We start from the raw sequence: 24,863 nt of genomic DNA, 5'->3' as shown, positions 1-24,863 counted from the left end.
GCCCCGTAGGGGGGACACTGCTGACATGGACTGGCCGTCTCGCGCGCAGAAGCTCGCCGACCGTGTCACGCACCCGGGGTCACGGTGGCGCGACGCCGTCGCCCACACTCCCCGCCACCAGTTCGTCCCCGCCTGGTGGCAGCGGGCAGGCGGTCGCTGGGAACTGCGCTACGGCCCGGCCGACGAGGAGGGGTGGCTGGATGCGGCCTACCGTAACCGCACGCTCGTGACCAAGGTGGGTACCCTCCACGCCGACCAGGCCAGGGTCCATGACGAACCGACCGGGAGGCCTACCTCCTCCTCCACGCTGCCGAGCCTGGTTCTGCAGATGTACCGGCACGCCCGCATCGGGGACAAGCACACCATCCTCGACGTCGGTACCGGCTCGGGGTACGGCACCGCCCTGCTGTGCCATCTGTTCGGTGATGAGCAGGTGACCAGCATCGACGTGGACGACTACGTGACGGCTCTCGCATCGTGCCGACTGGCGGAACTCGACTACAACCCCCGCATCGCGCCGATGAACGCCACCGGGGACATCCCGTGGACGTTCGACAGGATCGTGGCGATGGTGTCGGTACGACCCGTCCCCGCGTCCTGGTTGACCGCGCTGAACTCCGGCGGCCGTCTGGTGACGACGATCTCCAACACCTCGCTCATCGTGTCCGCCGTCAAGACCGACGATGGCGGCGCGGTCGGTCAGGTGGAGCGGGACTGGGCAATGTTCATGAAGACCAGGACCGGCGCCGACTACCCGCCGGGCCTGGCCGGCCTGATGGAGACGGCGCGCACCGTGGACGGCGAGGAAGTCTCGATCGGCCGGTTCCCCGTCATCGACATCGAGGAGAACGCTTGGGAGCTGCGTTCCATGCTGGAGGTCATGGCCCCCGGCGTCGAGCTCGATTATCGCGAGAGCGGCGACACCAGGATCGCGCACATGGTCCACGAAGACGGGTCATGGGCGCGGGCCGAGCAGATCGGCCCACAATCCCCGGCCGTGCATCAGGGCGGGCCGCGCCGTCTGTGGGACCTGCTCGACGAGGCCCGCGACTACTGGCTACAGCATGGCAACCTGCCGCTGTACGGAGCAGGCGTCCGGATCGCTCCGGATGGGGTGATCCACCTCCAGCGCGGCCGGTGGTCGGCCACCATCAGCTGACCACGGAAACGCGAAGCGCCTGTCCTCCGCCTACGGGGGGAGAGGCAGCCGGCCTGTCACCTGTTGACCAGGGGGATGCCCAGGGAGGCGAGTTCCTCGTCGAGGGTGCGGACGTGTTTGTTGGTGGCCCAGGGTTCGAGCCGGGTGCGGGTCTGGCGGATGGTGTCGGCGAGGCGTCCGGAGCTGTGGCCTACGGTGATCTGAGCCGCCTGGCGGATCTTGTCCGTGGCGGCGGCTATCTCTCGCTTGTCGATGAGGGCTTCGGCGTACTCCAGGAGGGTTCTGCCCCGTGCGGATTTGCGCATGCCCCCCGCCAGGGCTCGTTCGGCCGTGCGGATCGCGTCGTCGGGACGTCCCCAGGCGAGCATGCAGGCCGCCGTGTGTCTCTCGACGCCCGCAGCCGTCCACCAGTAAAGGTAGGAGGGGTCGGCGTCGGTTCTCGGTCGTTCTGCCAGATGGCGCGACTGGACGAGCGCGTGTTCACTGTCGCGGGCGCTGCCGTGCGCGGCGAGGATACGCGCGAGGTCCACGGCGTGTACCGATCGGAGCAGGGCGCTCGGGCTTTGTCGTGCCCAGGCTTGGGCGGCGTAGATGTGGTCGAGGGCTTCGCCCGTGTGAACCAGGAAGCGGGACATGTTGGCCAGGCAGGTGTGCAGGTAGGCGATGAGGGTGGGGTCGCGGATCTGGTGGGCGGCGGTGAGGCCTTCTTGGTAGCGGCGGCGGGCTCCGGGGTGGTCGAGGAGGTCGTGGTGGAGCCAGCCGGCGAGTTGGCTGAGTTCGGCGTAGGCGCGGATCAGGCGGTCGCGCAGGCCGGGGAGTAGTGACTCGCGGTGGAGCAGGTCGGCGACGAGGGTGCGCTGGCCTTCGACGACGGGCAGGACCTTGGCGGGGCCGAACTCGTCGTCCAGGCGGCGGCAGCGGGCGGTGAGCTTCTCGATCAGTTCCACGGTGGCGGCGTCGACCCGGGTGGAGGAACGGATCGCGGTGGCCAGGCGGTCCTTCTCCGGTGGGGACAGGTGACGCAGCAGCGCCAGGGCGGGGGCGCCGCCGAGCGCCAGGGCGAGCTCGAACAGCAGATCGCGGCGCTTCACATCGGCCTCCTCGGCTGTGAGGGCACGCAGCAGCGCGGCGCAATCCTTGAAGCCGGGAACGGGGACCGCCGGGCGTGCCGCTTCCACTTCCTGACCCATGGTGACATGCCCCGAGATGGCGACGGGGGCGGCAGAGGGCCGTTGGGCGGTATGGGACGAACGGTGGTCGGTGCGGTCGATGAGGTCGCGGTCGCGCACGCTGTAGGAGGCGTAGATCCGGTCGCTGACCAGGCGGCGGGCGGCGGTCCGGTAGACGTGCGCGAACAGGGCGATGGTGCGCGCCGTCGGGCGCATTCCGCGCTGCGGCCAGTGCTCGAACTCGTACAGCCGTGACTCACGCAGCGCCGCCGTGCCCGCCGGGTCGAGGTCGTTGTATCGCGCGGCGGCCTCGGCGGCGGTCAGCCCGTAGGCGTACCGATACAGGCGCAACCGGCTGACGTCGTAACAGACCGAGAACAGGTCGGCGATCTGGTCGACGGTGTAGCCCATGGCGCGCAGGGCCTCGCCGCGACGCCGGCATTCCAGCAGGACGTGAACTCCCTCGCCCGACATGGCCGTCAGCCTCCCCGACTACGACTCGAACAGGTTCCCGGATCACAGAACTTATACGGAAAGTGTCTTGTTGACTACGGAGAATGAGGGAAGCCGGGGGATGTCGGTGGGTTCTGCCGGGTGGTGATCAGGCGAACACCTGTGTTCGCGCACGTCATCGGGCCTTTCGCCTGGAAGATCGCCGTGGAGGAAGGTGGGATCGGAGATGCGTGCTCGCTCGGCGATCGTTGTGGCTCGTGTCCACGAGAACCGACTCCAGCGACGAGGCGCCGCGCGTGGCCGCCGAGGACGTCGCGCCGCCCGGCCCGCCGTACGCCGGTCATCCCTCGCGCGCCGTGCCAGTCGACGAGGCCGTGCGGCTCGGCCCGGAGATTCTGGTCTGGCGGCGCGTCTTTCCGGGCGCGCTGGACCAGGCCGCGGAAGCCAGGCGCTTCACCCGGTTCCTGCTCGGTGGCACGCCGTTCGCCGACGATGCCGAGCTGGTCGTCGGGGAGCTGGCCGGCAACGCCGTCCGCCACACCCGGAGCGGATCGCCGGAAGGCCACTTCACCGTGGAGATCGCGCTCAACTCGCCCCGCCGTCGGCCGCTCGGCGCCTCCGTCAGAGCGGTGGGCGTCATGGTCACCGTCTACGACCTCGGCGGGGCCGGCGTCCCGGAGTTCGGCGACCGTGGCCGGGCGGACATCGCTTGCGCGGAAGGCGGGCGTGGGCTGGCCATCGTGACCGCGCTGGCCGAACGCGCCGGCTTCCAGGGCGCCCCGGCGACCGGCCACAGAGTATGGGCCTACCTCGCCGCGCGCTGACCGTGATGGGTGCGGTCGCGAATCCGGGGGTCAAGCGCCTTGCGAGCTGACACGATGATCAGCGCGACCTTCTCGGGCTTGAGTCTCAAGTGACCAGAGGCCCCAGGATCGGTGCTGTGAACGGCGAGCACTCGCGTGGAGCGCGTTCCGTCTCACCACCACGATCGAATCCGGCCCTCTTGGAAGAAGGATTTCTCATGTCCCGACAAGCGACACCGTCCGCTGAGGACGGCAAGCGACTCGTCAACGGCTTCGTGGACGAGATCTTCGGCGATCTGGACGCCAACCCCGACTTCGTCGCCATGATGAGGTCGGCCGTCCCTGAGATGCCCGCGGATCCGTCTTCCGCGCAACTGGAGGCCTATGCGGAACTGTCCGCCCTGATCCAGGACCCCGGCTTCAGGGCCAGTGTTCGCCGCATGGCCGAACAACAGGCGGCCGAGAGAGCGGACGGAGACCGGACCGGGCTCCACCATGAGGTGACCGACCTGGTCCGCGAGCGGGTCCAGAAGGCCCAGGCCGACGGCATCGAACCAGGTTCACCAGCGGCACGGCCGGTCCTGGCGGAAATGATCGCCGGGTATACGACGACGTTCGGTCACCCCGACAGCGCCGAGTACCGCCGCAAGCTGCTGACCCGCCTGGAGGTCGCGAACGACCCGCGCGCCGGGCGGTACTTCCATCTGCTGTCCACGATCAACGGCTGGCCGGCACCGCCGAGTCTCACGCCGGTGTTCGACTGGTTCATTCAGGCCCTTCGGCACCACCCCACCCCATAGGAGGATGGCCCCGGCGCGCCGAGTCACCCCGCCCTCCCACAACAGGGAGGGCAGGTCCTTGCGCCGGCGGCGCCGAGACGGGTGGCGGCCATGTGAAAGAACCTGATGCGCTGTCCACGAACGTGCACCGGCTCGGGCGCCGTAACAGGCGCCGGCATCGCCGTACCACGACCCGCCGACCCGGCGCCGATCACCTCCAGCATGTGGCCGGGGGTGGGGAGCCGTGCCTGGTGGAGGCTTGTGGTGGCCGCGCTGGTGTGCCGCGCCAGGTTGGCCCTCTCCAGCATGTGGCCGGGGGTGGGGAGCCGTGCCTGGTGGGGGCTTGTGGTGACCGCGCTGGTGTGCCGCGCCAGGTGTTGGCCCTCTCCAGTATGTGGCCGGGGGTGGGGAGCCGTGCCTGGTGGAGAAACCGACATGACTCACCCGACGGATCTCCGGCGCGGGACACTAGCGATCGGTTCGGATGCCGGTGGCCGCCTCGAGTGCGGTGAGGAACCAGCGGGCCGCCGGCACCGGATCGGGCTTGGGGGGCCGGCCGTTGATCAAGGTCAGCAGGCGCCAATACCGCGAGACCTGGGGGTCGGCTCCGATACGGACGCGTTCGGCGAGCCAGATTCGGAATTCGGCGTCATCCTCGCGCCGGTGGGCGGAGGCGAACGCGGCGACCAGTTCCTCCGCGATGGCCTGGCCCGGCGCGGAAGTCGGAGAGATCCCGTCGGCCATGGCCCCACCGGCCAGGTCCTCGACGGCCCGCTCCACCTGTCGCCAACTCTCCGGGTCGCCCTGGTCGGCACCGGAGGAACGGTCGGCGGCATGTCGCTCGAACGCCCGGCGAACGCCATCCCGGAAGGAGGGGGCGCTGACGAGGTGAGCCAGCTCCAGCCATGCCTCGATCTGTTCGACCGTGGGGTCGTCCGGCAGGTCCGGCAGCATCGATCGCAGGTGCGCGGCGAAGCCGGGCTCCATGTCGAGCCCGCGAGTCGCTTCCTCCACGAGGTCGGTCACCATCCGACGGCGCTGTTCGGCGGTCAGCCGGGCGAGGCGGTTGGCGCGCGCGATCCCGTCCGCGTCCGCACCATGAGTGGTGACCTGGCGCAGCACGGCCTGCCGCATCCGCAGAGTCTGGATCTGGGTCTCCAGGGCCGCGACCTGCCGGTCGGCGACATCGGCCAGGCTCTGCGCATGCGTGAGCACCCGGGTGACCGTCGCGAGATCGACACCGAGATCACGGAGCGTCCGGACCAGTTCCAGCCGGCACAGCGCCTCGTCATCATAGAGACGGTATCCACCAGGTGACCGGCCCACCGGCGGCACCAATCCCGCATCGGAGTAGAAGCGAACCGTCGGCACCGACAGCCCGGTCAGCCGGGCCACCTCGCCGATCGTGTGAAGGCCGTCGTCGTTCACGCGGCCCGCCCCCGCTCATCGACCGGCACCGCCTGACCGGCCGGCACCGCCTGACCGGCCGGCACCGCCTGACCGGACGGCGTGGCATGGCCGGCCGGCCCTTGGACCGGCCGCTCAAGGAAGACGTCGACGCCGCCGCAGCACACGACCTGGGCCGACGACCGACATCGGGCACGCGCAGCGGCCATTGGCGACTCCCCAAGCCTAGGAACAGATGAAGGCGTGAACGACTATGAGGCCTCACCTCACTTGAGACTCAACCAGGCGACGGCATCGGACGGCACCGGGGAGTCTGATGTTCGCGCCGCCGGTTCGAGTGTGTCGTCTTCGGCGAGGATGCGGTTTCGCGGTGGTAGTGGTGGTGGTCGCAGGACTTCTCGCGGGCCATCACCTCCCTTCCCAGCACGATAGGGTCGGAGTTGCTCGACACGCTGTAGTCCGGCTCGACGGGCGAGCCGCTCATCGCGGTCCCGTGGGGCTCCCAGCCCGGCTGCCGAAAACATCCATGACGCGACAGGGTTGTCGAAAAGCACGGGCATCAAGAAATCGTCTGTCGCCGTCGACGGTTGCGAAACAGCATGAGCGACTCAGAGGACGGCACCTCATCTGGTTCGTCATCGGCGCATCCTTCGGGAACCGAAAGCGGAGGTTGAAAGACACCATGACTTCCCCGGAGAAGGAGCACACCCGCGGTGACGGGCCCGCACCGATGCGGTGGGATCGCCAGCGCACGGACGCTGTGGACGACACGGCACTGCCGGGGCTCGCCCGTCTGTCGACCTTGGTTCGCAGTGTGCGCACCCCGGAATTCCAGGGGGTGACCTTCCACGAGATCTTGGCCAAGAGCGCGCTGAACAAGGTCCCCGACGACGCGCGGATGCTGCCGGGCGAATGGACCCTCAACCCCTACCGGGGCTGTTCGCACGCGTGCCGGTACTGCTTCGCCAGGCCCACCCACACCCGGCTCGCCCTCAACATGGCCGAAGACTTCGACCGCGAGATCATCGTGAAGGTCAACATCGTCGAGGTGCTCAAAGGTGAGCTGGCACGCAAGCGCAAACTGCCGCCGCGCGTCGCGTTCGGCACGAACACCGATGTGTACCAGCGTGCGGAAGGCCGCTACCGGCTGATGCCCGGCATCATCGGGGCACTCACCGCCGCGCGCGTGCCTTTCTCGATACTGACGAAAGGCACACTGATCCGCCAGGACCTGCCCCTGCTGGTCACGGCGAGCGCCGTGACCACGGTGCACCTGGGCATCTCGGTATCCCTGCCGGATGTCGAGATGCAGCAGTCCGTCGAGCCGGGCACCGCGACCACCCGGGCTCGCCTGGATACCGTGCGGGCGATTCGTGAGGCGGGTCTGGACTGCACGGTCTTCCTCGCCCCGGTACTGCCCGGATTGAGCGACAGCTCCGCCCAACTGGAGGAGATGGTCCGGGCCGTGGCGCAGGCCGGCGCGACGGGCGTGCACTGGACACCGCTGTATCTCGCCTCGGGCGTGAAGGAGGTGTTCTTCGACTGGCTGCGCATCCATCACCCCGAACTCCTCGACACCTACACCACGCTGTACGCGAAGGGCTCAGAGGTCCTCCCGGACTACCGCAAGGACATGCGTGCCCGCCTGTTTCCTCTCTTGACCCGGTACGGGCTGCCGTTGCCGGATCAGGCCACCGACGACAAGTTCGCCCTGCACGGCCGACGCGGCCGGCCGGAACCGCCGCGACAGGCGACGCTGTTCTGATCACGCCGAACCCGGGCGGGCAGGGACACCATGAGTGATCAAGAGAGGGCGGATCTCCCCGCGGGAGGGCTGGCGGACGTCCTCGCCGAGAAGCTGACCGTTGTCTTCGTCGGCATCAATCCCGCGCCGCTCTCCGTCGCGGCCGGGCACAGCTTCGCGACCCCGGGAAACCGGTTCTGGCCGGCCCTGCACGCCTCCGGCTGCGCCGCGCGGCAGGAATTGCCCGACCGATCCGCGCCGGAGGACGTTCGGCAGCGAGAGTGACGTGGGGGGTGTGCCGTCCGGCGCAGGGGGCGGGCGGTCCGGCGATGGGTGGGTTATTGGGTACCGGCGGGCGCGGGTAGGCTCCGGCGGCGTGGAACCGCTGCTCGCCGTGCCGGTGCTGCTGGCCCTCGTCGGGGTGCCGGCCGTGGTGCTGTGGCGGGTGCTGCGCGGCCGGCGCGAGCTCGGCACCAGCCCCGCCGAACGCGCCACCTTCGAGACCCTGCACACCGCCTCCCTGGCCGCGCCGCCGCTGCGGGCGGGGCTGACCGCCGCCGGGGCGCTCAAGGCGTCCCGCTACCTGCGTGAGCTGCTCGGCTCGCCGGGCATCGCCATCACCAACGGTGAGGAGCTGCTGGTCTACGACGGCGCGGGGGAGCACCACGCCAAGGACGCCTTCGCGCACGCCGCCGAGACCCTCCGCGACGGGCGCATCCAGGTGCTCGGCCCCGACGTCGTGTGGTGCCTGTCGCCGGAGTGCCCGGTCAGGTACGCCGTGGTGGTTCCACTGACCACCGACGACCGGGTGGTCGGGTCCCTGGCCGCCTACGGCGACCACGCAAGCGCCGGGCTGGTCAGGGCCACCGGCGAGGTCGCCGCCTGGGTGGACTCGCAGCTCGAACTGGCCGAGCTGGACCGTTCGCGCACCCTGCTCATGGAGGCCGAGGTGCGGGCGCTGCGCGCGCAGATCTCCCCGCACTTCATCTACAACTCGCTGACCACCATCGCCTCGTTCGTGCGCACCGACCCCGAGCGGGCCAGGGAGCTGCTGCTGGACTTCGCCGACTTCACCCGCTACTCCTTCCGGCGGCACGGCGAGTTCACCACCCTGGCCGAGGAGCTGCGTTCGATCGACCGCTATCTCACCCTCGAACGGGCCCGCTTCGGCGACCAGCTCCGCGTCACGCTGCGCATCGCCCCGGAGGTGCTGCCGGTGGCGGTGCCGTTCCTGTGCCTGCAACCCCTGGTCGAGAACGCCCTGCGGCACGGCCTGGAGAGCAAGGACGGCGTCGGGCGCATCGCCATCACCGCCGAGGACGCCGGCGCGGAGTGCCTGATCAGCGTGGAGGACGACGGCATCGGCATGGACCCCGAGCGGCTGAGGCGCATCCTGTCCGGCGACCCCGACGAGCGGTCGGGCACCGGCGGCGTCGGGCTCGCCAACGTCGACGAGCGGCTGCGCCAGGTGTACGGCGACGAGTACGGACTGGTGGTCGAGACGGCCGTGGGCGCGGGGGCCAAGGTGAGCGTCCGCCTGCCCAAATACCGGCCGGGCGTCTCCGTATAGTTATCAGCGCCGGGCGTCTGACCCGTTGACTTCCCCTGCCCGATTCACCACCCTCTAGGGGGATGAGGAGCAACTTTCGCCAGGTCGGCGCCCCGGTTCGGCGACCTCTGGGCGAGTCAGGGTGAGTGGCGGTGAGGTGACGGGCCTGCGCGTGCTCGCGGTGGACGACGAGCAGCCGGCGCTTGAGGACCTGGCGTACCTGCTGCGCGCCGATCCCCGCATCGGCGAGGTCGCCCTGGCCCGCGACGGCGCGTCGGCGCTGAAGATGCTCGACCGCGCCATGGCCGACGGCAGGCCGGTCGAGGCGGTCTTCCTGGACATCCGCATGCGCGGCCTGGACGGCGTCGTGCTCGGCCGCCTGCTGGCCCAGTTCGCCCGGCCGCCGCGCGTGGTGTTCGTCACCGCCTACGAAGAGCACGCGGTGGACGCCTTCGAGATCAAGGCCGAGGACTACCTGCTCAAGCCGGTGCGTCCCGAACGGCTCGCCGAGGCCATCCGCAGGGTCTGCGCCGGCATCCCGGGCGGTCCGGGAGCGGGGGAGGAGGCCGCGCGTCCGGCGCCCGAGGGCGACACCATCCCGGTCGAACTGGCCGGGGTGACCCGGTTCGTGGCCAGCTCCGACGTCCGCTACGTCGAGGCCCAGGGCGACTACGCGCGCCTGCACACCGCGAGCGGCAGCCACCTGGTGCGCATCCCGCTGGCCGCGCTGGAGGAGCGCTGGGCCGGCGCCGGGTTCATCCGCGTGCACCGCAGCCACCTGGTCGCGGTCAAGCACATCGACGAGCTGCACATCGACTCCGGCCGCTGCACGGTGCGCATCGGCGACACCGAGATCCCGGTCAGTCGCCGCCACACCCGCGAGCTGCGCGACCTGCTCGTCCGCCGCGCCAGGAAAGGCCGCGCCGAGTGACCGCCGACCGTGAGCCGCGTCAGGAACGGCCGCGCGGAGTGAGCGCCGACCGTGAGCCGCGCGAGGAACGGCCGCGTCGAGTGAGCGCCGACCGCGAGCCGCGCGAGGAACGGCCGCGCGGAGTGGGCGCCGACCGCGAGCCGTCCCCGCCGGCCTCCGCTCGCGGGGACCGGCCGCAGGACGGCGGGTGGCGGCGCATCGCCCCGAAGACCCCCGAACGGCCGCGGCGGCAGGTGGTCACCAGCCCGCGCACCACCGCCGCCCGCAGGCCCCGCCAGCCCGTCACCCGGGAGATCGACGAGCAGACCAGCCTCGGCGAGGTCTACATGCGCTCGCTGGTGCGCACCCAGTTCCGGCTGGCGCTGTTCGTCTGCACGGTGCTGTCGTGCGTCATCGGCGGCCTGCCGCTGCTGTTCCTGCTGGTCCCCGGCCTGCGCGAGGTGCGCCTGCTCGGCGTGCCGCTGCCGTGGCTGGTGCTGGCCGGGCTCATCTACCCGGCGTTCGTGGCCGGCGCCTGGCTGTACGTCCGCCAGGCCGAGCGCAACGAGCGCCACTTCGCCGACCTGGTCGAGCGCCGGTGACCGGCCGCGCCGCCGGTTGTGCCGGGGACAGCTCCGGGATACGCCGACCCCGGACATGCCGGGGTGGCGGTCTCCGGCGGCGCACCTCGGCGGCGCCGGCTCCGGCGAGCCCGACCTCCGTCCGGGCGGGAGCACGGCGCTGAACGCCGGGCTCGGGGTGGCGGCGGTGGTGGTGGTCATGGTGGCCGCCGTCCTCATCGGGGCCTTCGGCCTGCGGCTCTCGCGCACCACCTCCGACTTCTACGTCGCCTCGCGCACCGTCTCGCCGCTGTGGAACGCCTCGGCGATCGGCGGGGAGTACCTCTCGGCGGCCTCCTTCCTCGGCATCGCCGGCCTGATCCTCGCCTACGGGGCCGACATGCTGTGGCTCCCGGTCGGCTGGACCGGCGGCTACCTGGTGCTGCTGGTGCTGGTGTCGGCGCCGCTGCGCCGCTCGGGCGCCTACACGCTGCCCGACTTCGCCGAGGCCCGGCTGGAGTCGATGGCCGTGCGGCGCATGGCGAGCGTCCTGGTGGTGCTGATCGGCTGGCTGTACCTGATGCCGCAGTTCCAGAGCGCCGGCCTGGTGCTGCGCACGATCACCGGCGGCCCCGCGTGGGTGGGCGGCCTGCTCGTGGCCGTTGTCGTCGCGGTCAACGTCCTGTCCGGCGGGATGCGCTCGATCACCTTCGTCCAGGCCTTCCAGTACTGGCTGAAGCTGACCGCCCTCGCCCTGCCAGTGGTGTTCCTGCTGTTCGCCTGGTACGCGCACGGCAGGCCCGCGCCCGAGGGGGACGCGCCTCCGGTGTTCGCCGCCCCGGTCACCGTGACGATGGGCGTCGACGTCACCGTCGGCGTCCAGCGGCCGGTCGAGGTCACCGCGAAGGGCCGGGTGGACGGCCGCGTCCTGCGGGGGGAGCGCCTCACGCTGGCGCCCGGCCCGCACACCGTCACCGCCGACACGACGCTCGGCTTCCCGGCCGGGGCCCTGGTGCCGCACGCCGAGAACCTGCCGGTGCTCACCGACCACGAGTGGGCGCTGCCCCTGCACGGCCGGGAGCACCCGCTGTACGCGACCTACTCGCTCATCCTGGCCACCTTCCTCGGCACCATGGGACTGCCGCACGTCCTGGTGCGCTTCTACACCAACCCCGACGGGCGGGCCGCCCGCCGCACGACCCTCGTCGTGCTGACCCTGCTCGGGGCCTTCTACCTGCTGCCCGCCATCTACGGCGCGCTCGGCCGCCTCTACACCCCCGAGCTGCTGATGACCGGCCGCACCGACGCGGTGGTGCTCACCCTGCCCGCGCGCCTGGTCGGCGGGACGGCGGGCGAGGTGCTCGGCGCGCTGGTCACGGCCGGGGCGTTCGCCGCGTTCCTGTCCACCTCCTCCGGGCTCGCGGTGTCGGTGGCGGGCGTCATCGGCCAGGACATCCTGCGCGGGGGAGTGCAGTCGTTCCGCGCCGCCACGCTGATGGCGGTGGCCGTGCCGCTGGTGCTGGCGACCTCCGCCCGATCTCTCGCCGTCGCCGACGTGGTCGGCCTGGCCTTCGCGGTGGCCGCGTCCTCCTTCTGCCCGCTGCTGGTGCTCGGCATCTGGTGGCGGCGGCTGAGCGCCGCGGGGGCGATGGCCGGCCTGCTCACCGGCGGCGGCCTGGCCAGCGCGGCCGTGATCGCGGTCATCACCGGCGGCCCGTACACCGGCTGGACCGGGGCGCTGCTGGCCCAGCCGGCGGCCTGGACGGTGCCGATCTCCTTCGCCGTCATGATCGTCGTGTCGCTGCTGACGCCCGGAGGCGTTCCGCGCGGCGTCGCCCGCACGATGGTGCGGCTGCACACGCCTGAGACGCTCGACGTCAACCGCGGCGACTGGCGGCCGCGCTCCACCTGACCTTCGCCGGGGTAAGGGGGCGGGCGACCATTCGTCGCAGGGATCGCGCCTTTGGGCGCAGGTACGCGCCAGATGAGCGATCCTTCGGTACGACTTGGCGACCGCATGCCCCGCACCCCTGCGCAGCGGCGGGTGGGTGCTTCTACGGTATGGCGTGATTCAGATCACAACGTTGGAGGTCTCGTGACCACTCGACAAGACGAGTCGTCCGAATACGAACAGGTGCAGGCCGGCGCCGATTTCCAGGAGTTGCGCCGCCGTTACCGCAGTTGGGCGTTCCCTGTGACGATCGCCTTCCTGGCCTGGTACCTGCTTTACGTGATCCTGTCCGGCTGGGCGCGCGGGTTCATGGGCACCAAGGTCTTCGGCAACGTCAACGTGGCGCTGATCTTCGGCGTGCTGCAGTTCGTGTCGACGTTCCTGATCGCGTGGGCGTACGCCCGGCATGCCGACAAGAAGCTCGACCCGCTGTCGGGCAAGCTGCGCGACGAGATGGAGACCACGACCAATGAGTGACCACGCGCTGTCGATCACCCTTTTCGTGATCTTCGTCGCCGCGACGCTGGGCATCACGTTCTGGGCGAGCCGCAACACCAAGAGCGCCACCGACTACTACGCGGGCGGACGCTCGTTCACCGGTGTGCAGAACGGCCTGGCCATCGGCGGCGACTACATGTCGGCCGCGTCCTTCCTCGGCATCGCGGGCATCATCGCGCTGTCGGGCTACGACGGGTTCCTCTACTCGATCGGCTTCCTGGTCGCCTGGCTGGTGGCGCTGCTGCTCGTCGCCGAGCTGATGCGCAACTCCGGCAAGTTCACGATGGCCGACGTGCTGGCCTTCCGGATGAGCCCGCGCCCGGTGCGCACGGCCGCCGGCGTGTCGACGATCACGGTCAGCATCTTCTACCTGCTGGCGCAGATGGTCGGAGCCGGCGCGCTGGTCGGCCTGCTGTTCGGCATCACCTCCGACGCCGGCAAGATCGGCACCATCGTGGTGGTCGGCCTGCTGATGATCATCTACGTGGTCGTCGGCGGCATGAAGGGCACCACCTGGGTGCAGATCGTCAAGGCCGTGCTGCTGATGACCGGCGCCGCCCTGGTGACCCTGCTGGTGCTCGGCCACTTCGGGTTCAACCTGTCGAGCCTGCTCGGCAACGCGGCCCAGCAGAGCGGCAAGGGCGACGCCTTCCTCAACCCGGGCCTGAAGTACGGCGTCGAGGCCAAGGGCCTGGTCAGCAAGCTCGACCTGATCAGCCTCGGCCTGGCCCTGGTGCTCGGCACCGCCGGCCTGCCGCACATCCTGATCCGCTTCTACACCGTGCCGACCGCCAGGGACGCCCGCAAGTCGGTCCTATGGGGCATCGGCATCATCGGCGTGTTCTACCTGCTCACCCTCGTGCTCGGCTTCGGCGCCGCCGCGCTGGTCGGCAGCAAGGCCATCGCCGCGCAGAACAAGGCGGGCAACACGGCGGCTCCGCAGCTGGCGCAGAAGGTCGGCCAGCTCATCTTCGGCGACGTCGGCGGCACGATCCTGCTCGCGGTCATCGCCGCGGTGGCGTTCGCGACGATCCTCGCCGTGGTGGCGGGCCTGACGCTGGCCTCCTCCTCCAGCTTCGCCCACGACCTGTACGCGCACGTCTTCAAGCGGGGCAACGCCACCGAGCAGCAGGAGATCAAGGTCGCCCGCATCGCCGCCTTCGCCATCGGCGCGGTGTCGATCGTCCTTGGCATCTTCGCGCAGAACCTCAACGTGGCCTTCCTGGTCGCGCTCGCCTTCGCGGTCGCGGCCTCGGGCAACCTGCCCGCGATCCTCTACAGCCTGTTCTGGAAGCGGTTCAACACCGCGGGCGCGGTCTCGGCCATCTACGGCGGCCTGGCGTCGGCCGTGCTGCTGGTGATCTTCTCGCCGGTGGTGTCGGGCACGCCGACCTCGCTGTTCCCCGGCGCGGCCTTCAACTGGTTCCCGCTGGAGAACCCCGGCCTGGTCTCGATCCCGATCGGCTTCCTGGCCGGCTACATCGGGACGGTGCTCAGCAAGGAGTACAACGCGGCCAAGTACGCCGAGATCGAGGTGCGGTCGCTCACCGGCGCCGGCGCCGAGAAGGCGACCGGCCACTGAGAACCCTCCGGGGTGGCGCCTTCGGGTGCCTCCCCGGAGCGCTGGGGACATCCTCCCTCAGCCGCCCCGGCCGCGGGTCCGCCCCCAGGAAGACCCCGGCCGGGCTTCGTCGCGGGCGCCCGGCGCCCGTTTCAGGGGATGACCGTCACCGGGTGCTGGACGACGCCGTCGAAGTGGTAGCCCAGCATGTTGAACCGCGCCCGCGCCGGCTGGGTGGCCCCGGTCTCGTCGACGGCCCTGGCCATCAGGATGTGCGCCCCCGGCCGCCTCGGTACCCAGGCCAGGTGCCAGGGCGCCCACGCCCGCGCCGGGCGGGGCCCGCGGGTCTCGGCGCGCTGCCAGCTCAGGCCGCCGTCCACGCTCACCTCGACCCGCACGACGCGGCCGCCGCCCGACCACGAGCGGCCGCGCAGGATGTGCTGCCGCCCGGCCCGCAGCGTGGCGCCCCACGGCAGCTCGAAGGCGCTCTTGACCACCTGGTCGCTCAGCGGGGCGCCGCCGGGCGGGTGGCCGGGCCCGAACATGCGGTAGAAGCGGGTGTTCCACGGCGAGGAGAGCGCGGTGGTGGCGACCTCGATGTCACCGAGCCACTTGATCGAGGCCACGCCGCTCCAGCCGGGCACCACCAGGCGGGCGGGGAACCCGTGGTCGGGCGGCAGCGGCCGGTCGTTCATCTCGTAGGCCACCAGCACGTCCGACAGCGCCTTGGCGACGGGCAGCGGACGGCGCACGTGCCCGTGGTCGACGCCGTCCTCGACGTACACCGGGTCGAGGCCCCGCGGCATGACGTCGACCGCGTCGGCGCGCACCCCGGCCAGGTCCAGCAGCGTCGACAGCGGCACGCCGCGCCACCGGGCGACGCCGATGGCGCCGAGCCGCCAGGGGATGCCCGCCATGCGCTGGTCCTGCTGGAGGTCGAAGAAGGCCCGCCCGTTGCCGGCGCACTCGATGGCGACGTCCGCGGTCGTCGCGGGCAGGGCCAGCAGGTCCTCGTAGGTCAGGGTGCGGGGGGCGCGCAGCCCGTCCCCGTGCAGCCGCAGCCGCCAGGTACGGGCGTCGATGAGCGGCGTGGCGGTGTGGTTGCGGACGAAGAAGCGGTCGTTCGGGGTGTGGTACCCCTGGCCGTGCATGGCCTCCCAGCGGGTCTCGGCGCTGGAGCCGTAGGTGATGAACAGGTCGGGCGGCAGCGGCTTGACGATGGGCCCCGGCGCCGCGGGGATCGCCGCCGGCGCCTCCGCGGGGGGCGCTGAGGGCGCGCGGCGCATCCGGGGGACCGGCGCGGCGCTCCTCGCGTGTCCCGGGGCGGGTCTGGTCCTGGTGGCCTCGCCGGTCCGGTCTTCGAGTTCCATGGGGGACCCCCCGTCCGGTCAAACTTGTACCAATTTCCTACCAGGAAACCATGTTATAGGTCCAGTCTACTCCGCGCGCGCCTCCGGCGGGAGGCCCCCGGGCGCGGAGCGGGCGCTCAGCCCCGCCCGAGGAACGAAAGCAGCCGGTCCAGCGGCCAGGTGTTGATCACGTCGTCGCCGGTCAGCCCCGCCCGCTGGGCGATGCCGACGCCGAAGCGCAGATTGTCCATGTGCGGCACGGCGTGGGAGTCGCTGTCGATGCTGAACCGGACCCCGTGGTGGCGGGCCAGCCGCACCAGGTCGGAGGGCAGATCGGCCCGGTCGGGATAGGCGTCGATCTCCAGCGCCGTCCCCGTGCGGGCCGCCGCCGCGAAGACGGCCTCCCAGTCGGCGTCCACCGGCGGGCGCTTGCCGATCTTGCGGGTGGTCGGATGGCCGATGACGTGCACGTGCGGGTTCTCGCAGGCGGCGACGAACCGGCGGGTCATCTCCTCGCGCGACTGGGTGAAGTGCGAGTGCACCGAGGCGACGCAGATGTCGAAGCCCGAGAGCACCTCCGCCGGCCAGTCGACCGTGCCGTCGGGCGCGATGTTGAGCTCGGTGCCGTGCAGCAGCCGCATGCCCGGATGCTCGTCCTGGAGCCGGCGCAGCCGCTCGCGCTGCTCCAGCATCTTCTCCAAGGTCATCCGCTGCATGAACAGGTTCGGCGCGTGGTCGGTCACCGCGTAGTAGGCGTACCCGCGCCGCGCCGCCGCCGCGACCATCTCTTCCAGCGTCGCGATGCCGTCGGTCAGGTCGGTGTGGGTGTGCAGGTCGCCCTTGAGGTCCGAAAGCGTGACCAGCTCGGGCAGCGCGCCGCGCAGGGCCGCCTCGACCTCCCCGCCGTCCTCGCGCAGCGGGGGCGGCACCCACTGCATGCCGAGCGCCGCGTAGATGTCCTCCTCGGACTTGGCGGCGATCACCGTCTCACCCTCGAACAGGCCGTACTCCGACAGCTTCCAGCCGCGCTTGACGCACATCTCGCGCAACCGCACGTTGTGCTCCTTGGAACCGGTGAAGTACTGCATCGCCGCGCCCCACGACTCGGCGGGCACCAGGCGGAGGTCCACCTGGAGGCCCTGCGTCGTGCGCACCGAGGTCTTCAGCGCCCCGCTCGCGATGACCTCCGCCACGTACGGCTGCGCCTTGAAGTCGGCCATCAGCGACTCGGGGCCCACCGCGAGGACGTCGATGTCGCCGACCGTCTCCTTCATGCGGCGCAGCGACCCGGCGAAGGCGATCTGCTCGGCGGCCGGGAGCGAGGCGATGACCCGCTCGGCCAGCTCCATCGCCACCCCGGCGTGCACCCGCTCGCCGGCCCGCCTGAGCTGCTGGATGCCCTTGAGGAGGTTCTCCTCGGTCTTGGCGCCGAACCCGCGAAGGCCCGCGAGCCGGCCCTGCTCGATCGCCTCCGCCAGCGCCTCGGGCGAGTCGATGCCGAGCTCGCGGAAGAGGAACACGGCCTTCTTGGGCCCGAGGGAGGCGATGCGCGTGAGCAGGCGCACCCCCTCGGGCACCTCGGCGCGCAGGGCGTCGAGCTGGCGGAAGCTGCCCCGCTGCAGGAACTCCTCGACCTTCTTCGCGATCGCCTCGCCGACGCCGGGCACCTCGCGGACGTTAACCCGCGAGATGTCCCCGGGATGGCCGGCGATGGCCTTGGCGGCCTTCTGGTAGCTGCGCACCCGGAAGGCGTCGCCGCCGGTCATCGCGAAAAGATCGGCATACTCCTCAAGCGCCGCCGCAGCGGCGTCGTTGGCCCGCCCCATGGGGGCCAGCTTACGAAGGCCCCCCGACAATTCCGCCCCCGGGACCCGCCGACGCCCCTTGGGCCTTCGCATGGGCGAGCCCGCCTCCCGAAGGGAGGCGGGCTCGAGGGACGTTCCGCGCGTGCGGCGTCAGTGGATCACCGAGCGGGTGATGTAGGGCTCGGCGAGGTGGGTCAGTTCCTCTTCGGTGAGCTTCAGCTCGACCGCCGCGACGGCGTCGTCCAGGTGGTGCTCCTTGGTCGCGCCGACGATCGGGGCGGTCACGCCGGGCTGGGAGAGCAGCCAGGCCAGCGCCACCCGTGCCGCGGGGACGCCGCGCTTGCCCGCCGTCTCGGCCACCCGGGTGAGGACCTCGGCGTCGCCCGGCCCGCCGTACAGGTGCTCGATGCGCCAGTCGACGCCCGAGCGCGTCGTCCCCTCCTGCGGCACGTCCGCCCGCGCCAGCAGCCCGCGCGCCAGCGGGCTCCACGGGATCAGCCCGACCCCCTGGTCCAGGCAGAGCGGGATCATCTCCCGCTCCTCCTCCCGGTAGAGGAGGTTGTAGTGGTTCTGCATGGTCACGAACTTCGTCCAGCCGTTGACCTCGGCGACGTGCTGGGCCTTGGCGAACTGCCAGGCGTACATGGTGGAGGCGCCGATGTAGCGCGCCTTGCCCGACCGCACGACGTCGTGCAGCGCCTCCATGGTCTCCTCGATGGGGGTGAAGTCGTCCCACCGGTGGATCTGGTACAGGTCCACGTGGTCGGTGCCGAGCCGCCGCAGCGAGGCGTCGATGCCGTCCAGGATGTGCTTGCGCGACAGCCCGCCGTCGTTGGGCCCCTTCCCCATGGGGAAGAAGACCTTGGTGGCCAGCACGTAGTCCTCGCGGCGCGGGAAGATCGTGCGCAGCAGCCTGCCGGTGACCTCCTCGCTGGCGCCCTCCGAGTAGGTGTCGGCGGTGTCGAAGAACGTCACGCCCGCCTCGGCGGCCCTGCGCACCAGCGGCTCGCTGTGCTCCTCGTCCAGCACCCAGTCCTGCCAGCGCGCCGGATCCCCGTAGCTCATCATCCCGAGGCAGATGCGCGAAACCTTCAGCCCGGTCGTGCCAAGCCTGACATATTCCATAATCGATCCCTCCTCTTGGACATCTCACCACGAACGCCCGGAAGGTCGGCCACCATCGCCGACCTTCACGGCATCGCTCCGTGGTACCGGTGACGCCAGGGGCGGGCATGAGCCTGATCGCTACCATGGCACGGTCAACATGCCGGGGAAGCCGAGCGAGGTGTCATGACGACCGAAGTTCCGCGAGCTGTGAGCCCCTCCGAGCCGCTACGTCCGGAGCCGCTCCCGTCCCAGCCGGCCCCGTCCGAGCCGCTCCCGTCCCAGCCGCTCCCGTCTGGGCCGGTGTCGTCCGAGGAGAGCGTGGCCTCCGTCGTCGCCGCGGCCACCGCCTTCGGGCTCGGGTTGCACCATGTGCAGCTCGCGTCGCCGCCGGGGGAGGAGGAGGTGTGCCGGGGGTTCTACGTGGGCGTGCTCGGCATGACGGAGGTGGACAAGCCGGCGGACCTGGCCGCCCGGGGCGGGCTGTGGGTGCGCGCGGACGCGCTGGAGATCCACCTTGGGGTCGAGGAGGATTTCCGGCCCGCGCTCAAGGCGCATCCCGGCATCCTGGTGGCCGACCTGGACGCGCTGGCCGAACGGCTCACCGCCCACGGCGTCGCCATCACCTGGGACGACGCCTTTCCCGGGTACCGCCGCTTCTACGCCGCCGACTGCCACCGCAACCGCCTGGAGTTCCTCACTCCCCGCACCGGCTGACGCCGGGCCCTCCGTCGCCACCGGTCGACGCGCCCGCCGCTCTCGCCGCGTCGAGGCGAGGGTGCCCGGGTACGGCGGAGCCGGCCTTCCGCCTCGGCCATCACGTCGCGGGTTGGCCCGGCTCGGCGGCCCGGAGCAACTCGGCGAAACATCATTGCCGGATTTGGTGCGATATTTCTAGCTTCGTTCCATGAGTCTTCCTGGTGAGCCCGACATTGCCGGTCCTGGACGTGGCGGTGAGCGATTACGGCGGCATCCGGCGGCGCGAGCCGCCCACCGGTTGTGCTGGACGCTGGAGCGGCACGGCATCACCGCCGAGGTCCACGAGGGCAGGGGCCTCGCGCTCGTGTCGGTCTGCGTGGACCTGGTGGCCTGGACCGACGGGTCCTGCTATTTCTGGTGGTCGGGCGAGGTGTCGGAGGCGACCGGCCGCCGGACCTACAACTACAGCCCGGCCGGCGACCCGGTGACCGCCGCCCGCCGCGTCGCCGACCGGTACACCACCCTCCGCCGCGGCCGCCCCGCCCCCTCCTCACCCGAGCCGGTCCCCGCCCCCTCCCGGCCCGAGCCGGCCCCCGCGACGGCCCCGGCCTTCCGCTGATCAGAGGGTGGCGTGGACCTCGCCGACGGGGCGGCCGCCGCCGAGGACGGGAACGGTGGTGAGGGACTCGGCGCCGGCGGTCGCGGCGCCGATCTCCGCCAGGGCGGCCAGGGCGATCGCCGAGGTCGCGCGCGGCCCGCCGTCGATCACCTTGACGGCCACCGCGTGCCCCTCCGAGGTGGCGGCCACCAGCACTCCCTCCGCGCCGCCCTTCACCACGGTCCCCGGCAGGGCGCGCATCAGCTCGGTGTTGACGTGCCCGGTGCCCCCGACGTACTCGGGGTGGGCGCGCATGGCGTCGGCCACGGCGCGCTCGGGTGTGCCCTGCGGGGCGGTGGCGAGTGCCTGGACGGCGCGGGCCAGGCCGGCCAGGGAGAGCGCGAACAGCGGGGCGCCGCAGCCGTCCACGGCCGTGTGCGGGCTCTTCTCGCCCGACAGCCGCTCGACGGCCGAGCGTGCCTGCCGCTGGAGGGGGTGGGCGGCGGTGAGGTAGGAGGCGGTGTCCCAGCCCGCGGCGGCGCAGGCCATGAGCATCGCCGCGTGTTTGCCCGAACAGTTCATCCGCACCCTGGCGCGGTCCTCACCGGCCCTGACCATGGCGTGCCGGGTGGCCTCGTCCTCGGGCCAGTCGGCGGGGCAGCCCAGCGCGGAGGGGCCGAGTCCGGCCTCGGCGAGCATCGCGCGGACCAGTTCGGCGTGGAAGTCCTCGCCGGTGTGGCTCCCGGCGGCGATCGCCAGGCGCGGGCCCCCGAGGGCCGCGCCGGACGAAAGGCAGGCGAGGGCCTGGAAGGGCTTGGCCGAGGACCGGGGGAGCATCGGCTCGTCCACGGCGCCGCGCGCGAGCGCGAGTGCGCCGTCGGGCGCGAGGGCGGCGACGCTGCCGAAATGGACGCTCTCGGTGAAGCCGGACCTGACGACCTCCGCCAGACGCGCGTACATGTGGTGCCTTTCTCGATGGGGAAAAGGGGGCGGGGGGCGCCGGTCAGGCGTGGAGGGCGGCCTCCGGGGCGCCGGAGGCGGCCGCGGCGGCGCGCCGGGCGGCGCCGGCCTGGCGGGCCTCCAGCGTACGGGCCAGTTTGGACAGCGAGGCGTTCACCACCAGGTACACCAGGGCCACGACGATGTAGGTCTGGATGAGCAGGTGGTTGAAGTTGGCCAGGATCTTGCCGCTGTAGAGCAGTTCGGCGTAGCTGACGACGAAGCCCAGCGAGGTGTCCTTGAGCAGGCCCACCGACTGGCTGACGATGGACGGCAGCACGCGCCGGGCCGCCTGGGGCAGCACGATGAGATGCATGGTCTGCCCGCGCGTCAGCCCGACCGCGAGGCCCGCCTCGCTCTGGCCGCGCTCCACCGACAGGATGCCCGCCCGGAAGATCTCGGCGAAGGCCGCCGCGTTGGACACCGACAGCGGCACCGCGAGCTTCCAGAACAGCGGCAGGTCCAGCCCGTACCGGGGGAGCGCGAACAGCACCACGTAGACCAGCAGCAGCGCCGGGATCGTCCGGACGACCTCGACGTAGCCCCCCGCGGCCCAGCGCACCGGGCGCCGCGGCGACAGCCGCCCGAGCGCGAGCACCAGCCCGCCGGCCATGGCCAGGACGGCGCAGACCCCGGCCGCCAGGACGGTGGACCACAGGCCGCCGAGCAGGTAGCGCCACATCGGCCAGGTGGCATAGGGCTGCCAGCGCGCGGCGTCGAGCTGGCCGTTGGCGGCGAACTGGCGCACGGCCAGTGCGAGCAGGGCCAGCAGCGCGAGCGCCGTGAGGTAGGTGGCGGCGCGGGTGCGCCGCCGGGCGCGCGGCCCGGGCTCGTCGAACAGCAGGCGGCCGCCGCTCATCGGTGCACCGCCAGTCTGCGTTCGAGCACGCCGGTGACGAAGCCGGCCAGCGACGACAGCAGCATGTAGGCCACTCCGGCTCCCACGAAGATCGGGATCGGCCGGGCCTCGACGAGGTTGACCCGGTTGGCGGCGGCGGTCAGCTCCACCACGCCGACCGCCGCCGCGAGCGAGGTGTTCATCGTGAGCATGATGAAGATGTTGCCGAGCGGCTGGACGACCGTGCCGAGCGCCTGGGGGAGCACCACGTGGCGCAGCGACCCGGTGAACCCCAGCCCGAGCGCCCGCGCGGCCTCGCCCTGCCCGGAGGGCACGGCGTTGATCCCCGAACGCAGCGCCTCGGCGACGTACGCGGCCTGGTACAGCGCGATCACCACCACGGCCGTCGTGAACAGCCCTGCCTGCACGCCGATCTCCGGCAGCCCGAAGACCGCCAGGATCAGCAGCACCAGCAGCGGGATGTTCTGCAGCGTCTCCACGTAGACCGTCCCCGCCGCGCGCAGCACCGGTACCGGGCTGACGCGCGCGGCGGCGACGAGGGTCCCGGCCACGGACGCGCCCGCGAACGCGAGCAGCGTGAGCTGCAGGGTCACGAGCAGGCCGTCCCACAGCGCCGGGAGGTTGCCGGTCAGGGCGTCCATCGGCGGCGGCGCCTAGGAGCCGGGGACCGAGCCGATGGCCGGCGGCGCCGGCGGCTCGCCCTGCACGACCGTGCCGATGGACTTCTTCCACGCCTCCTGCCACAGCCCGGCGTCCTGGATCTTCTTCAGCCAGTCGTTGACGAACTTCTTCATCTGGTCGTCGCCGTGCTTGAGCCCGATGCCGTAGGGGTCGGTGGTGAAGGGCTCGCCGACCACCTGCACCTCGGGGTCGCTCTTGCCGTCGGCGACCAGCAGTGACTGGTCCTGGACGTAGGCGACGCCGCGGTCCTGCTTGAGGGCCTGGATGCACTCGGGGTCGCTGCCGAAGGTCACGATCTTGGCGTTCGGGGCGACCTTCTTGATGGCGGGGATGGCCGGGGTGTTGGCGCCGGCGATGACCGTCTTGCCGTCGAGGTCCTCGGGCTTGGCGATGCCCGTCGTGCCCTTCTTCACCGCGACGGCCAGGCCGGAGGTGTAGTACGGCCCGGCGAAGGCGACCTGCCGGGCGCGCTCGGGAGTGATCGTGTAGGTCTGGAAGACCACGTCCACGGTGCCGTTGGACAGCAGCGCCTCGCGGGTCTCCGACGCCGAGTTGACGATCTTGACGCTGGGCTTGCCGATGATGTACTTGGCCAGCATCTTGCCCAGGTCGGCGTCGAAGCCCTCGACCTGGCCGGTCGCCGGGTTCTGCTGGGAGAGCAGCGGCGCGTCCAGCGAGCCGCCGACGAGCAGTTCGCCGCGCTTCTTGATCGTGTCCATCGTCGAGCCGGCCGGGATGTCGGCGGCCGTCGCGACCGGAGCCGAGGGATAGGGGTCGCCCGCCTGGGCGCCGGCGTCGCCCGCGGGGGCGGGCGGGACGGCGGGCGAGCCGTCGCCGCCGGAGCAGGCCGCCGCCCCGGCCAGCGACGCCACGGCCATGACGGTGAGCGCCGCGCGGCGCGTGCGGGACAGTGCTGAGGCGTTTCCGCGCAGCTGGATCATCACTTACCATCCGACTTCATTCGGAATCGAATTTTGATCGGACGATAGAGGTCGATGTCGGCCAAAGTCAATCGATTGCCGCATTAAGTAACATCGTGGTATTCATCTCGTTGTGTCAGGCAAAGGAGAGCTGCTCCGTCTCGTGGCGCTAGGCCAGGCCGAGTCCCGCGCCGAGCTGGCCCGGCATTCCGGCCTCGCCCCCTCCAGCGTGTCGCTGCGGGTGGAGGAGCTCATCGACGCCGGCCTGCTCCAGGAGGAGGGCCCCGGGCTTTCCACCGGCGGCCGGCGGCCCCGGCGCCTCAAGCTCGCCCCCAAGGCGGGGCTGCTCGCCGTCGCCGACCTCGGCAGCCACCACGCCCGGCTCGGCCTGGTCGACCTCGCCGGCACCCCGCTCGCCGTCGTCGAGCACGCCTGCGACATAGGGGCCGGGGCGGCCCCCACCCTCGACTGGCTCGCCGCCCGGGTGGAGGAGCTCGTCGCCGCCTCCGGCGGCGGCCTGCCGGTGCGGGGCGTCGGCGTCGGGGTCCCCGGCCCGGTCGATCCGGTGGACGGCACCGTGATCTCCCCGTCCCGCATGCCCGGCTGGAACGAGTTCCCCGTCGGCGCCCACCTGGCCGAGCGGTTCGGCGTCCCCGTCCTGGTGGAGAACGACGCCAACCTGATGGCCGCGGGCGAGCACCTGGCCTGGCCGGGATGCGCGAACCTGATGGTGCTCAAGGTGGGCACCGGCATCGGCTGCGGCATCATCGCGGACGGCAGGCTGCATCGCGGGCGCGGGGCCGCCGGCGACATCAGCCACGTCAGCGTGCGCGCCGACCGGTCGGTGATGTGCTCCTGCGGGCACTCCGACTGCCTGGAGGCCTACGCCAGCGGCGCCGCGCTGATGGCCGCGCTGGCCGGCCAGGGCATCGAGGTGGACCATCCGGCCCGCATCGCCCGGCTGGCCGCCGACGGCGTCCCCCAGGCCACCAACCTCGTGCGCGGCGCCGGGCGGCTCATCGGCGACGTGCTCACCGCGCTGGTCAACTTCTTCAACCCGGACGCCGTCGTGATCGGGGGCAGTCTGTCGGCGGCCGAGCAGCTCATCGCCGCCGTGCGGGGAGCGGTCTACGAGCGGTGCCTGCCCCTGGCCACGCGCGACCTGCGGATCGACGTCACCCGCGCCGGGCCGAACGCCGCCATCCTCGGCGCGGGGTCGCTGCTGCGCGACGTGGTGCTGTCGGGCGACTGGGTCGAGGAGGCCGCCGCCCGCCCCTGACCGGCCCGTTGACCGGCCTCGCTCCTG

General features: G+C 71.7%; 23 protein-coding genes. 14 read left to right on the top strand and 9 right to left on the bottom strand.

The genetic code is table 11. The features are described 5' to 3' along the window. Positions 1-25 precede the first annotated feature (25 nt). Positions 26-1,159, top strand: a complete 1,134-nt coding sequence (locus tag ACFQSB_RS32375; protein WP_380830642.1) for a methyltransferase domain-containing protein — start codon at positions 26-28, stop codon at positions 1,157-1,159. 56 nt (positions 1,160-1,215) lie between these two features. On the opposite strand, the gene ACFQSB_RS32370 is transcribed toward ACFQSB_RS32375, so the two are convergent. After that, the gene (locus tag ACFQSB_RS32370) at positions 1,216-2,802 is read right to left on the bottom strand and encodes a hypothetical protein (protein ID WP_380830641.1); all 1,587 of its coding nucleotides are present in this window, start codon (positions 2,800-2,802) and stop codon (positions 1,216-1,218) included. A 236-nt stretch (positions 2,803-3,038) separates the two neighbouring features. Between ACFQSB_RS32370 and ACFQSB_RS32365 the strand changes: the two genes are divergently transcribed. Together ACFQSB_RS32365 and ACFQSB_RS32360 are read left to right on the top strand one after the other, a co-directional pair. After that, on the top strand, positions 3,039-3,605 hold the full coding sequence (locus ACFQSB_RS32365) for an ATP-binding protein (protein WP_380830640.1): 567 nt from the start codon (positions 3,039-3,041) through the stop codon (positions 3,603-3,605). 197 nt (positions 3,606-3,802) lie between these two features. Beyond that, complete coding sequence (locus ACFQSB_RS32360; RefSeq protein WP_380830639.1) at positions 3,803-4,384, top strand: hypothetical protein; 582 nt, start codon at positions 3,803-3,805, stop codon at positions 4,382-4,384. Positions 4,385-4,831: 447 nt separating this feature from the next. On the opposite strand, the gene ACFQSB_RS32355 is transcribed toward ACFQSB_RS32360, so the two are convergent. Continuing rightward, entirely contained in the window at positions 4,832-5,791 is a 960-nt protein-coding gene (locus ACFQSB_RS32355; protein ID WP_380830638.1) for a helix-turn-helix domain-containing protein, read from the bottom strand. A 661-nt stretch (positions 5,792-6,452) separates the two neighbouring features. Between ACFQSB_RS32355 and ACFQSB_RS32350 the strand changes: the two genes are divergently transcribed. From ACFQSB_RS32350 to ACFQSB_RS32315, 8 genes are all read left to right on the top strand, one after another. Beyond that, the gene (locus ACFQSB_RS32350; protein WP_380830637.1) at positions 6,453-7,535 is read left to right on the top strand and encodes a radical SAM protein; all 1,083 of its coding nucleotides are present in this window, start codon (positions 6,453-6,455) and stop codon (positions 7,533-7,535) included. A 30-nt stretch (positions 7,536-7,565) separates the two neighbouring features. After that, a complete protein-coding gene (locus ACFQSB_RS32345; RefSeq protein ID WP_380830636.1) occupies positions 7,566-7,799 on the top strand; it encodes a uracil-DNA glycosylase family protein in 234 nt (77 codons plus the stop codon). Positions 7,800-7,890: 91 nt separating this feature from the next. Continuing rightward, on the top strand, positions 7,891-9,084 hold the full coding sequence (locus ACFQSB_RS32340; protein WP_354839559.1) for a sensor histidine kinase: 1,194 nt from the start codon (positions 7,891-7,893) through the stop codon (positions 9,082-9,084). Positions 9,085-9,220: 136 nt separating this feature from the next. After that, positions 9,221-9,994: a LytR/AlgR family response regulator transcription factor gene (locus tag ACFQSB_RS32335; protein WP_354839562.1), complete on the top strand. Its 774-nt coding sequence runs from the start codon at positions 9,221-9,223 to the stop codon at positions 9,992-9,994. Next, complete coding sequence (locus tag ACFQSB_RS32330; RefSeq protein WP_380830635.1) at positions 9,991-10,575, top strand: DUF485 domain-containing protein; 585 nt, start codon at positions 9,991-9,993, stop codon at positions 10,573-10,575. Before ACFQSB_RS32335 ends, ACFQSB_RS32330 begins: the two co-directional genes overlap by 4 nt. Before the next feature lie 55 nt (positions 10,576-10,630). Next, positions 10,631-12,445 carry a sodium/solute symporter gene (locus ACFQSB_RS32325; protein ID WP_380830634.1) on the top strand — a complete coding sequence of 605 codons (1,815 nt, stop codon included), beginning with the start codon at positions 10,631-10,633 and terminating at the stop codon, positions 12,443-12,445. A gap of 183 nt (positions 12,446-12,628) precedes the next feature. Beyond that, positions 12,629-12,961, top strand: coding sequence for a DUF485 domain-containing protein (locus ACFQSB_RS32320; RefSeq protein ID WP_380830633.1), 333 nt, complete (start codon positions 12,629-12,631; stop codon positions 12,959-12,961). Continuing rightward, positions 12,954-14,564 carry a solute symporter family protein gene (locus ACFQSB_RS32315; protein WP_354839573.1) on the top strand — a complete coding sequence of 537 codons (1,611 nt, stop codon included), beginning with the start codon at positions 12,954-12,956 and terminating at the stop codon, positions 14,562-14,564. Before ACFQSB_RS32320 ends, ACFQSB_RS32315 begins: the two co-directional genes overlap by 8 nt. A 131-nt stretch (positions 14,565-14,695) precedes the next feature. On the opposite strand, the gene ACFQSB_RS32310 is transcribed toward ACFQSB_RS32315, so the two are convergent. The 3 genes from ACFQSB_RS32310 to ACFQSB_RS32300 all read right to left on the bottom strand — a co-directional run bounded on the left by ACFQSB_RS32310 (position 14,696) and on the right by ACFQSB_RS32300 (position 18,822). Further along, positions 14,696-15,913 carry a sulfite oxidase gene (locus ACFQSB_RS32310; RefSeq protein ID WP_380830632.1) on the bottom strand — a complete coding sequence of 406 codons (1,218 nt, stop codon included), beginning with the start codon at positions 15,911-15,913 and terminating at the stop codon, positions 14,696-14,698. A 116-nt stretch (positions 15,914-16,029) separates the two neighbouring features. Continuing rightward, complete coding sequence (polX, locus tag ACFQSB_RS32305; protein ID WP_380830631.1) at positions 16,030-17,718, bottom strand: DNA polymerase/3'-5' exonuclease PolX; 1,689 nt, start codon at positions 17,716-17,718, stop codon at positions 16,030-16,032. Between the two features lie 129 nt (positions 17,719-17,847). Continuing rightward, positions 17,848-18,822, bottom strand: a complete 975-nt coding sequence (locus ACFQSB_RS32300) for an aldo/keto reductase (protein ID WP_354930490.1) — start codon at positions 18,820-18,822, stop codon at positions 17,848-17,850. A 300-nt stretch (positions 18,823-19,122) separates the two neighbouring features. Here ACFQSB_RS32300 and ACFQSB_RS32295 point away from each other — a divergent pair, with 300 nt between their 5' ends. Then, on the top strand, positions 19,123-19,518 hold the full coding sequence (locus tag ACFQSB_RS32295; protein WP_380830630.1) for a VOC family protein: 396 nt from the start codon (positions 19,123-19,125) through the stop codon (positions 19,516-19,518). Positions 19,519-19,708: 190 nt separating this feature from the next. Then, positions 19,709-20,119 carry a hypothetical protein gene (locus tag ACFQSB_RS32290; protein ID WP_380830629.1) on the top strand — a complete coding sequence of 137 codons (411 nt, stop codon included), beginning with the start codon at positions 19,709-19,711 and terminating at the stop codon, positions 20,117-20,119. Here ACFQSB_RS32290 and ACFQSB_RS32285 read toward each other — a convergent pair whose 3' ends face one another. From ACFQSB_RS32285 to ACFQSB_RS32270, 4 genes are read right to left on the bottom strand one after another with little or no spacing between them, the layout of a single operon-like run. Next, positions 20,120-21,058 (bottom strand): asparaginase, encoded by a 939-nt coding sequence (locus ACFQSB_RS32285; RefSeq protein WP_380830628.1) that lies wholly within the window; start codon positions 21,056-21,058, stop codon positions 20,120-20,122. 43 nt (positions 21,059-21,101) lie between these two features. Then, positions 21,102-21,956, bottom strand: a complete 855-nt coding sequence (locus ACFQSB_RS32280; protein WP_380830627.1) for an amino acid ABC transporter permease — start codon at positions 21,954-21,956, stop codon at positions 21,102-21,104. Further along, positions 21,953-22,597, bottom strand: coding sequence for an amino acid ABC transporter permease (locus ACFQSB_RS32275; protein WP_380830626.1), 645 nt, complete (start codon positions 22,595-22,597; stop codon positions 21,953-21,955). The genes ACFQSB_RS32280 and ACFQSB_RS32275 overlap by 4 nt, the downstream gene beginning before the upstream one ends. Positions 22,598-22,609: 12 nt before the next feature. After that, a complete protein-coding gene (locus ACFQSB_RS32270; RefSeq protein WP_354839597.1) occupies positions 22,610-23,578 on the bottom strand; it encodes a glutamate ABC transporter substrate-binding protein in 969 nt (322 codons plus the stop codon). Positions 23,579-23,720: 142 nt separating this feature from the next. Between ACFQSB_RS32270 and ACFQSB_RS32265 the strand changes: the two genes are divergently transcribed. After that, entirely contained in the window at positions 23,721-24,836 is a 1,116-nt protein-coding gene (locus ACFQSB_RS32265) for an ROK family protein (protein ID WP_380830625.1), read from the top strand. The last annotated feature ends 27 nt before the right edge of the window (positions 24,837-24,863 follow it).

It is taken from the genome of Sphaerisporangium rhizosphaerae (genome assembly GCF_042665155.1).
Lineage (GTDB): Bacteria > Actinomycetota > Actinomycetes > Streptosporangiales > Streptosporangiaceae > Sphaerisporangium > Sphaerisporangium rhizosphaerae.
This window is presented reverse-complemented; position numbering and strand designations above follow the sequence as displayed.

What these genes read in the sequence shown, in the direction of transcription:
- ACFQSB_RS32315 (WP_354839573.1), top strand. Translation starts at nt 12,954, where the DNA reads ATGAGTGACCACGCGCTGTCGATCACCCTTTTCGTGATCTTCGTCGCC.
- ACFQSB_RS32360 (WP_380830639.1), top strand. Translation starts at nt 3,803, where the DNA reads ATGTCCCGACAAGCGACACCGTCCGCTGAGGACGGCAAGCGACTCGTC.
- ACFQSB_RS32285 (WP_380830628.1), bottom strand. Translation starts at nt 21,058, where the DNA reads ATGTACGCGCGTCTGGCGGAGGTCGTCAGGTCCGGCTTCACCGAGAGC.
- ACFQSB_RS32280 (WP_380830627.1), bottom strand. Translation starts at nt 21,956, where the DNA reads ATGAGCGGCGGCCGCCTGCTGTTCGACGAGCCCGGGCCGCGCGCCCGG.
- ACFQSB_RS32345 (WP_380830636.1), top strand. Translation starts at nt 7,566, where the DNA reads ATGAGTGATCAAGAGAGGGCGGATCTCCCCGCGGGAGGGCTGGCGGAC.
- ACFQSB_RS32375 (WP_380830642.1), top strand. Translation starts at nt 26, where the DNA reads ATGGACTGGCCGTCTCGCGCGCAGAAGCTCGCCGACCGTGTCACGCAC.
- ACFQSB_RS32370 (WP_380830641.1), bottom strand. Translation starts at nt 2,802, where the DNA reads ATGTCGGGCGAGGGAGTTCACGTCCTGCTGGAATGCCGGCGTCGCGGC.
- ACFQSB_RS32310 (WP_380830632.1), bottom strand. Translation starts at nt 15,913, where the DNA reads ATGGAACTCGAAGACCGGACCGGCGAGGCCACCAGGACCAGACCCGCC.
- ACFQSB_RS32350 (WP_380830637.1), top strand. Translation starts at nt 6,453, where the DNA reads ATGACTTCCCCGGAGAAGGAGCACACCCGCGGTGACGGGCCCGCACCG.
- ACFQSB_RS32270 (WP_354839597.1), bottom strand. Translation starts at nt 23,578, where the DNA reads ATGATCCAGCTGCGCGGAAACGCCTCAGCACTGTCCCGCACGCGCCGC.
- ACFQSB_RS32300 (WP_354930490.1), bottom strand. Translation starts at nt 18,822, where the DNA reads ATGGAATATGTCAGGCTTGGCACGACCGGGCTGAAGGTTTCGCGCATC.
- ACFQSB_RS32275 (WP_380830626.1), bottom strand. Translation starts at nt 22,597, where the DNA reads ATGGACGCCCTGACCGGCAACCTCCCGGCGCTGTGGGACGGCCTGCTC.
- ACFQSB_RS32325 (WP_380830634.1), top strand. Translation starts at nt 10,631, where the DNA reads ATGCCGGGGTGGCGGTCTCCGGCGGCGCACCTCGGCGGCGCCGGCTCC.
- ACFQSB_RS32290 (WP_380830629.1), top strand. Translation starts at nt 19,709, where the DNA reads ATGAGTCTTCCTGGTGAGCCCGACATTGCCGGTCCTGGACGTGGCGGT.
- polX (WP_380830631.1), bottom strand. Translation starts at nt 17,718, where the DNA reads ATGGGGCGGGCCAACGACGCCGCTGCGGCGGCGCTTGAGGAGTATGCC.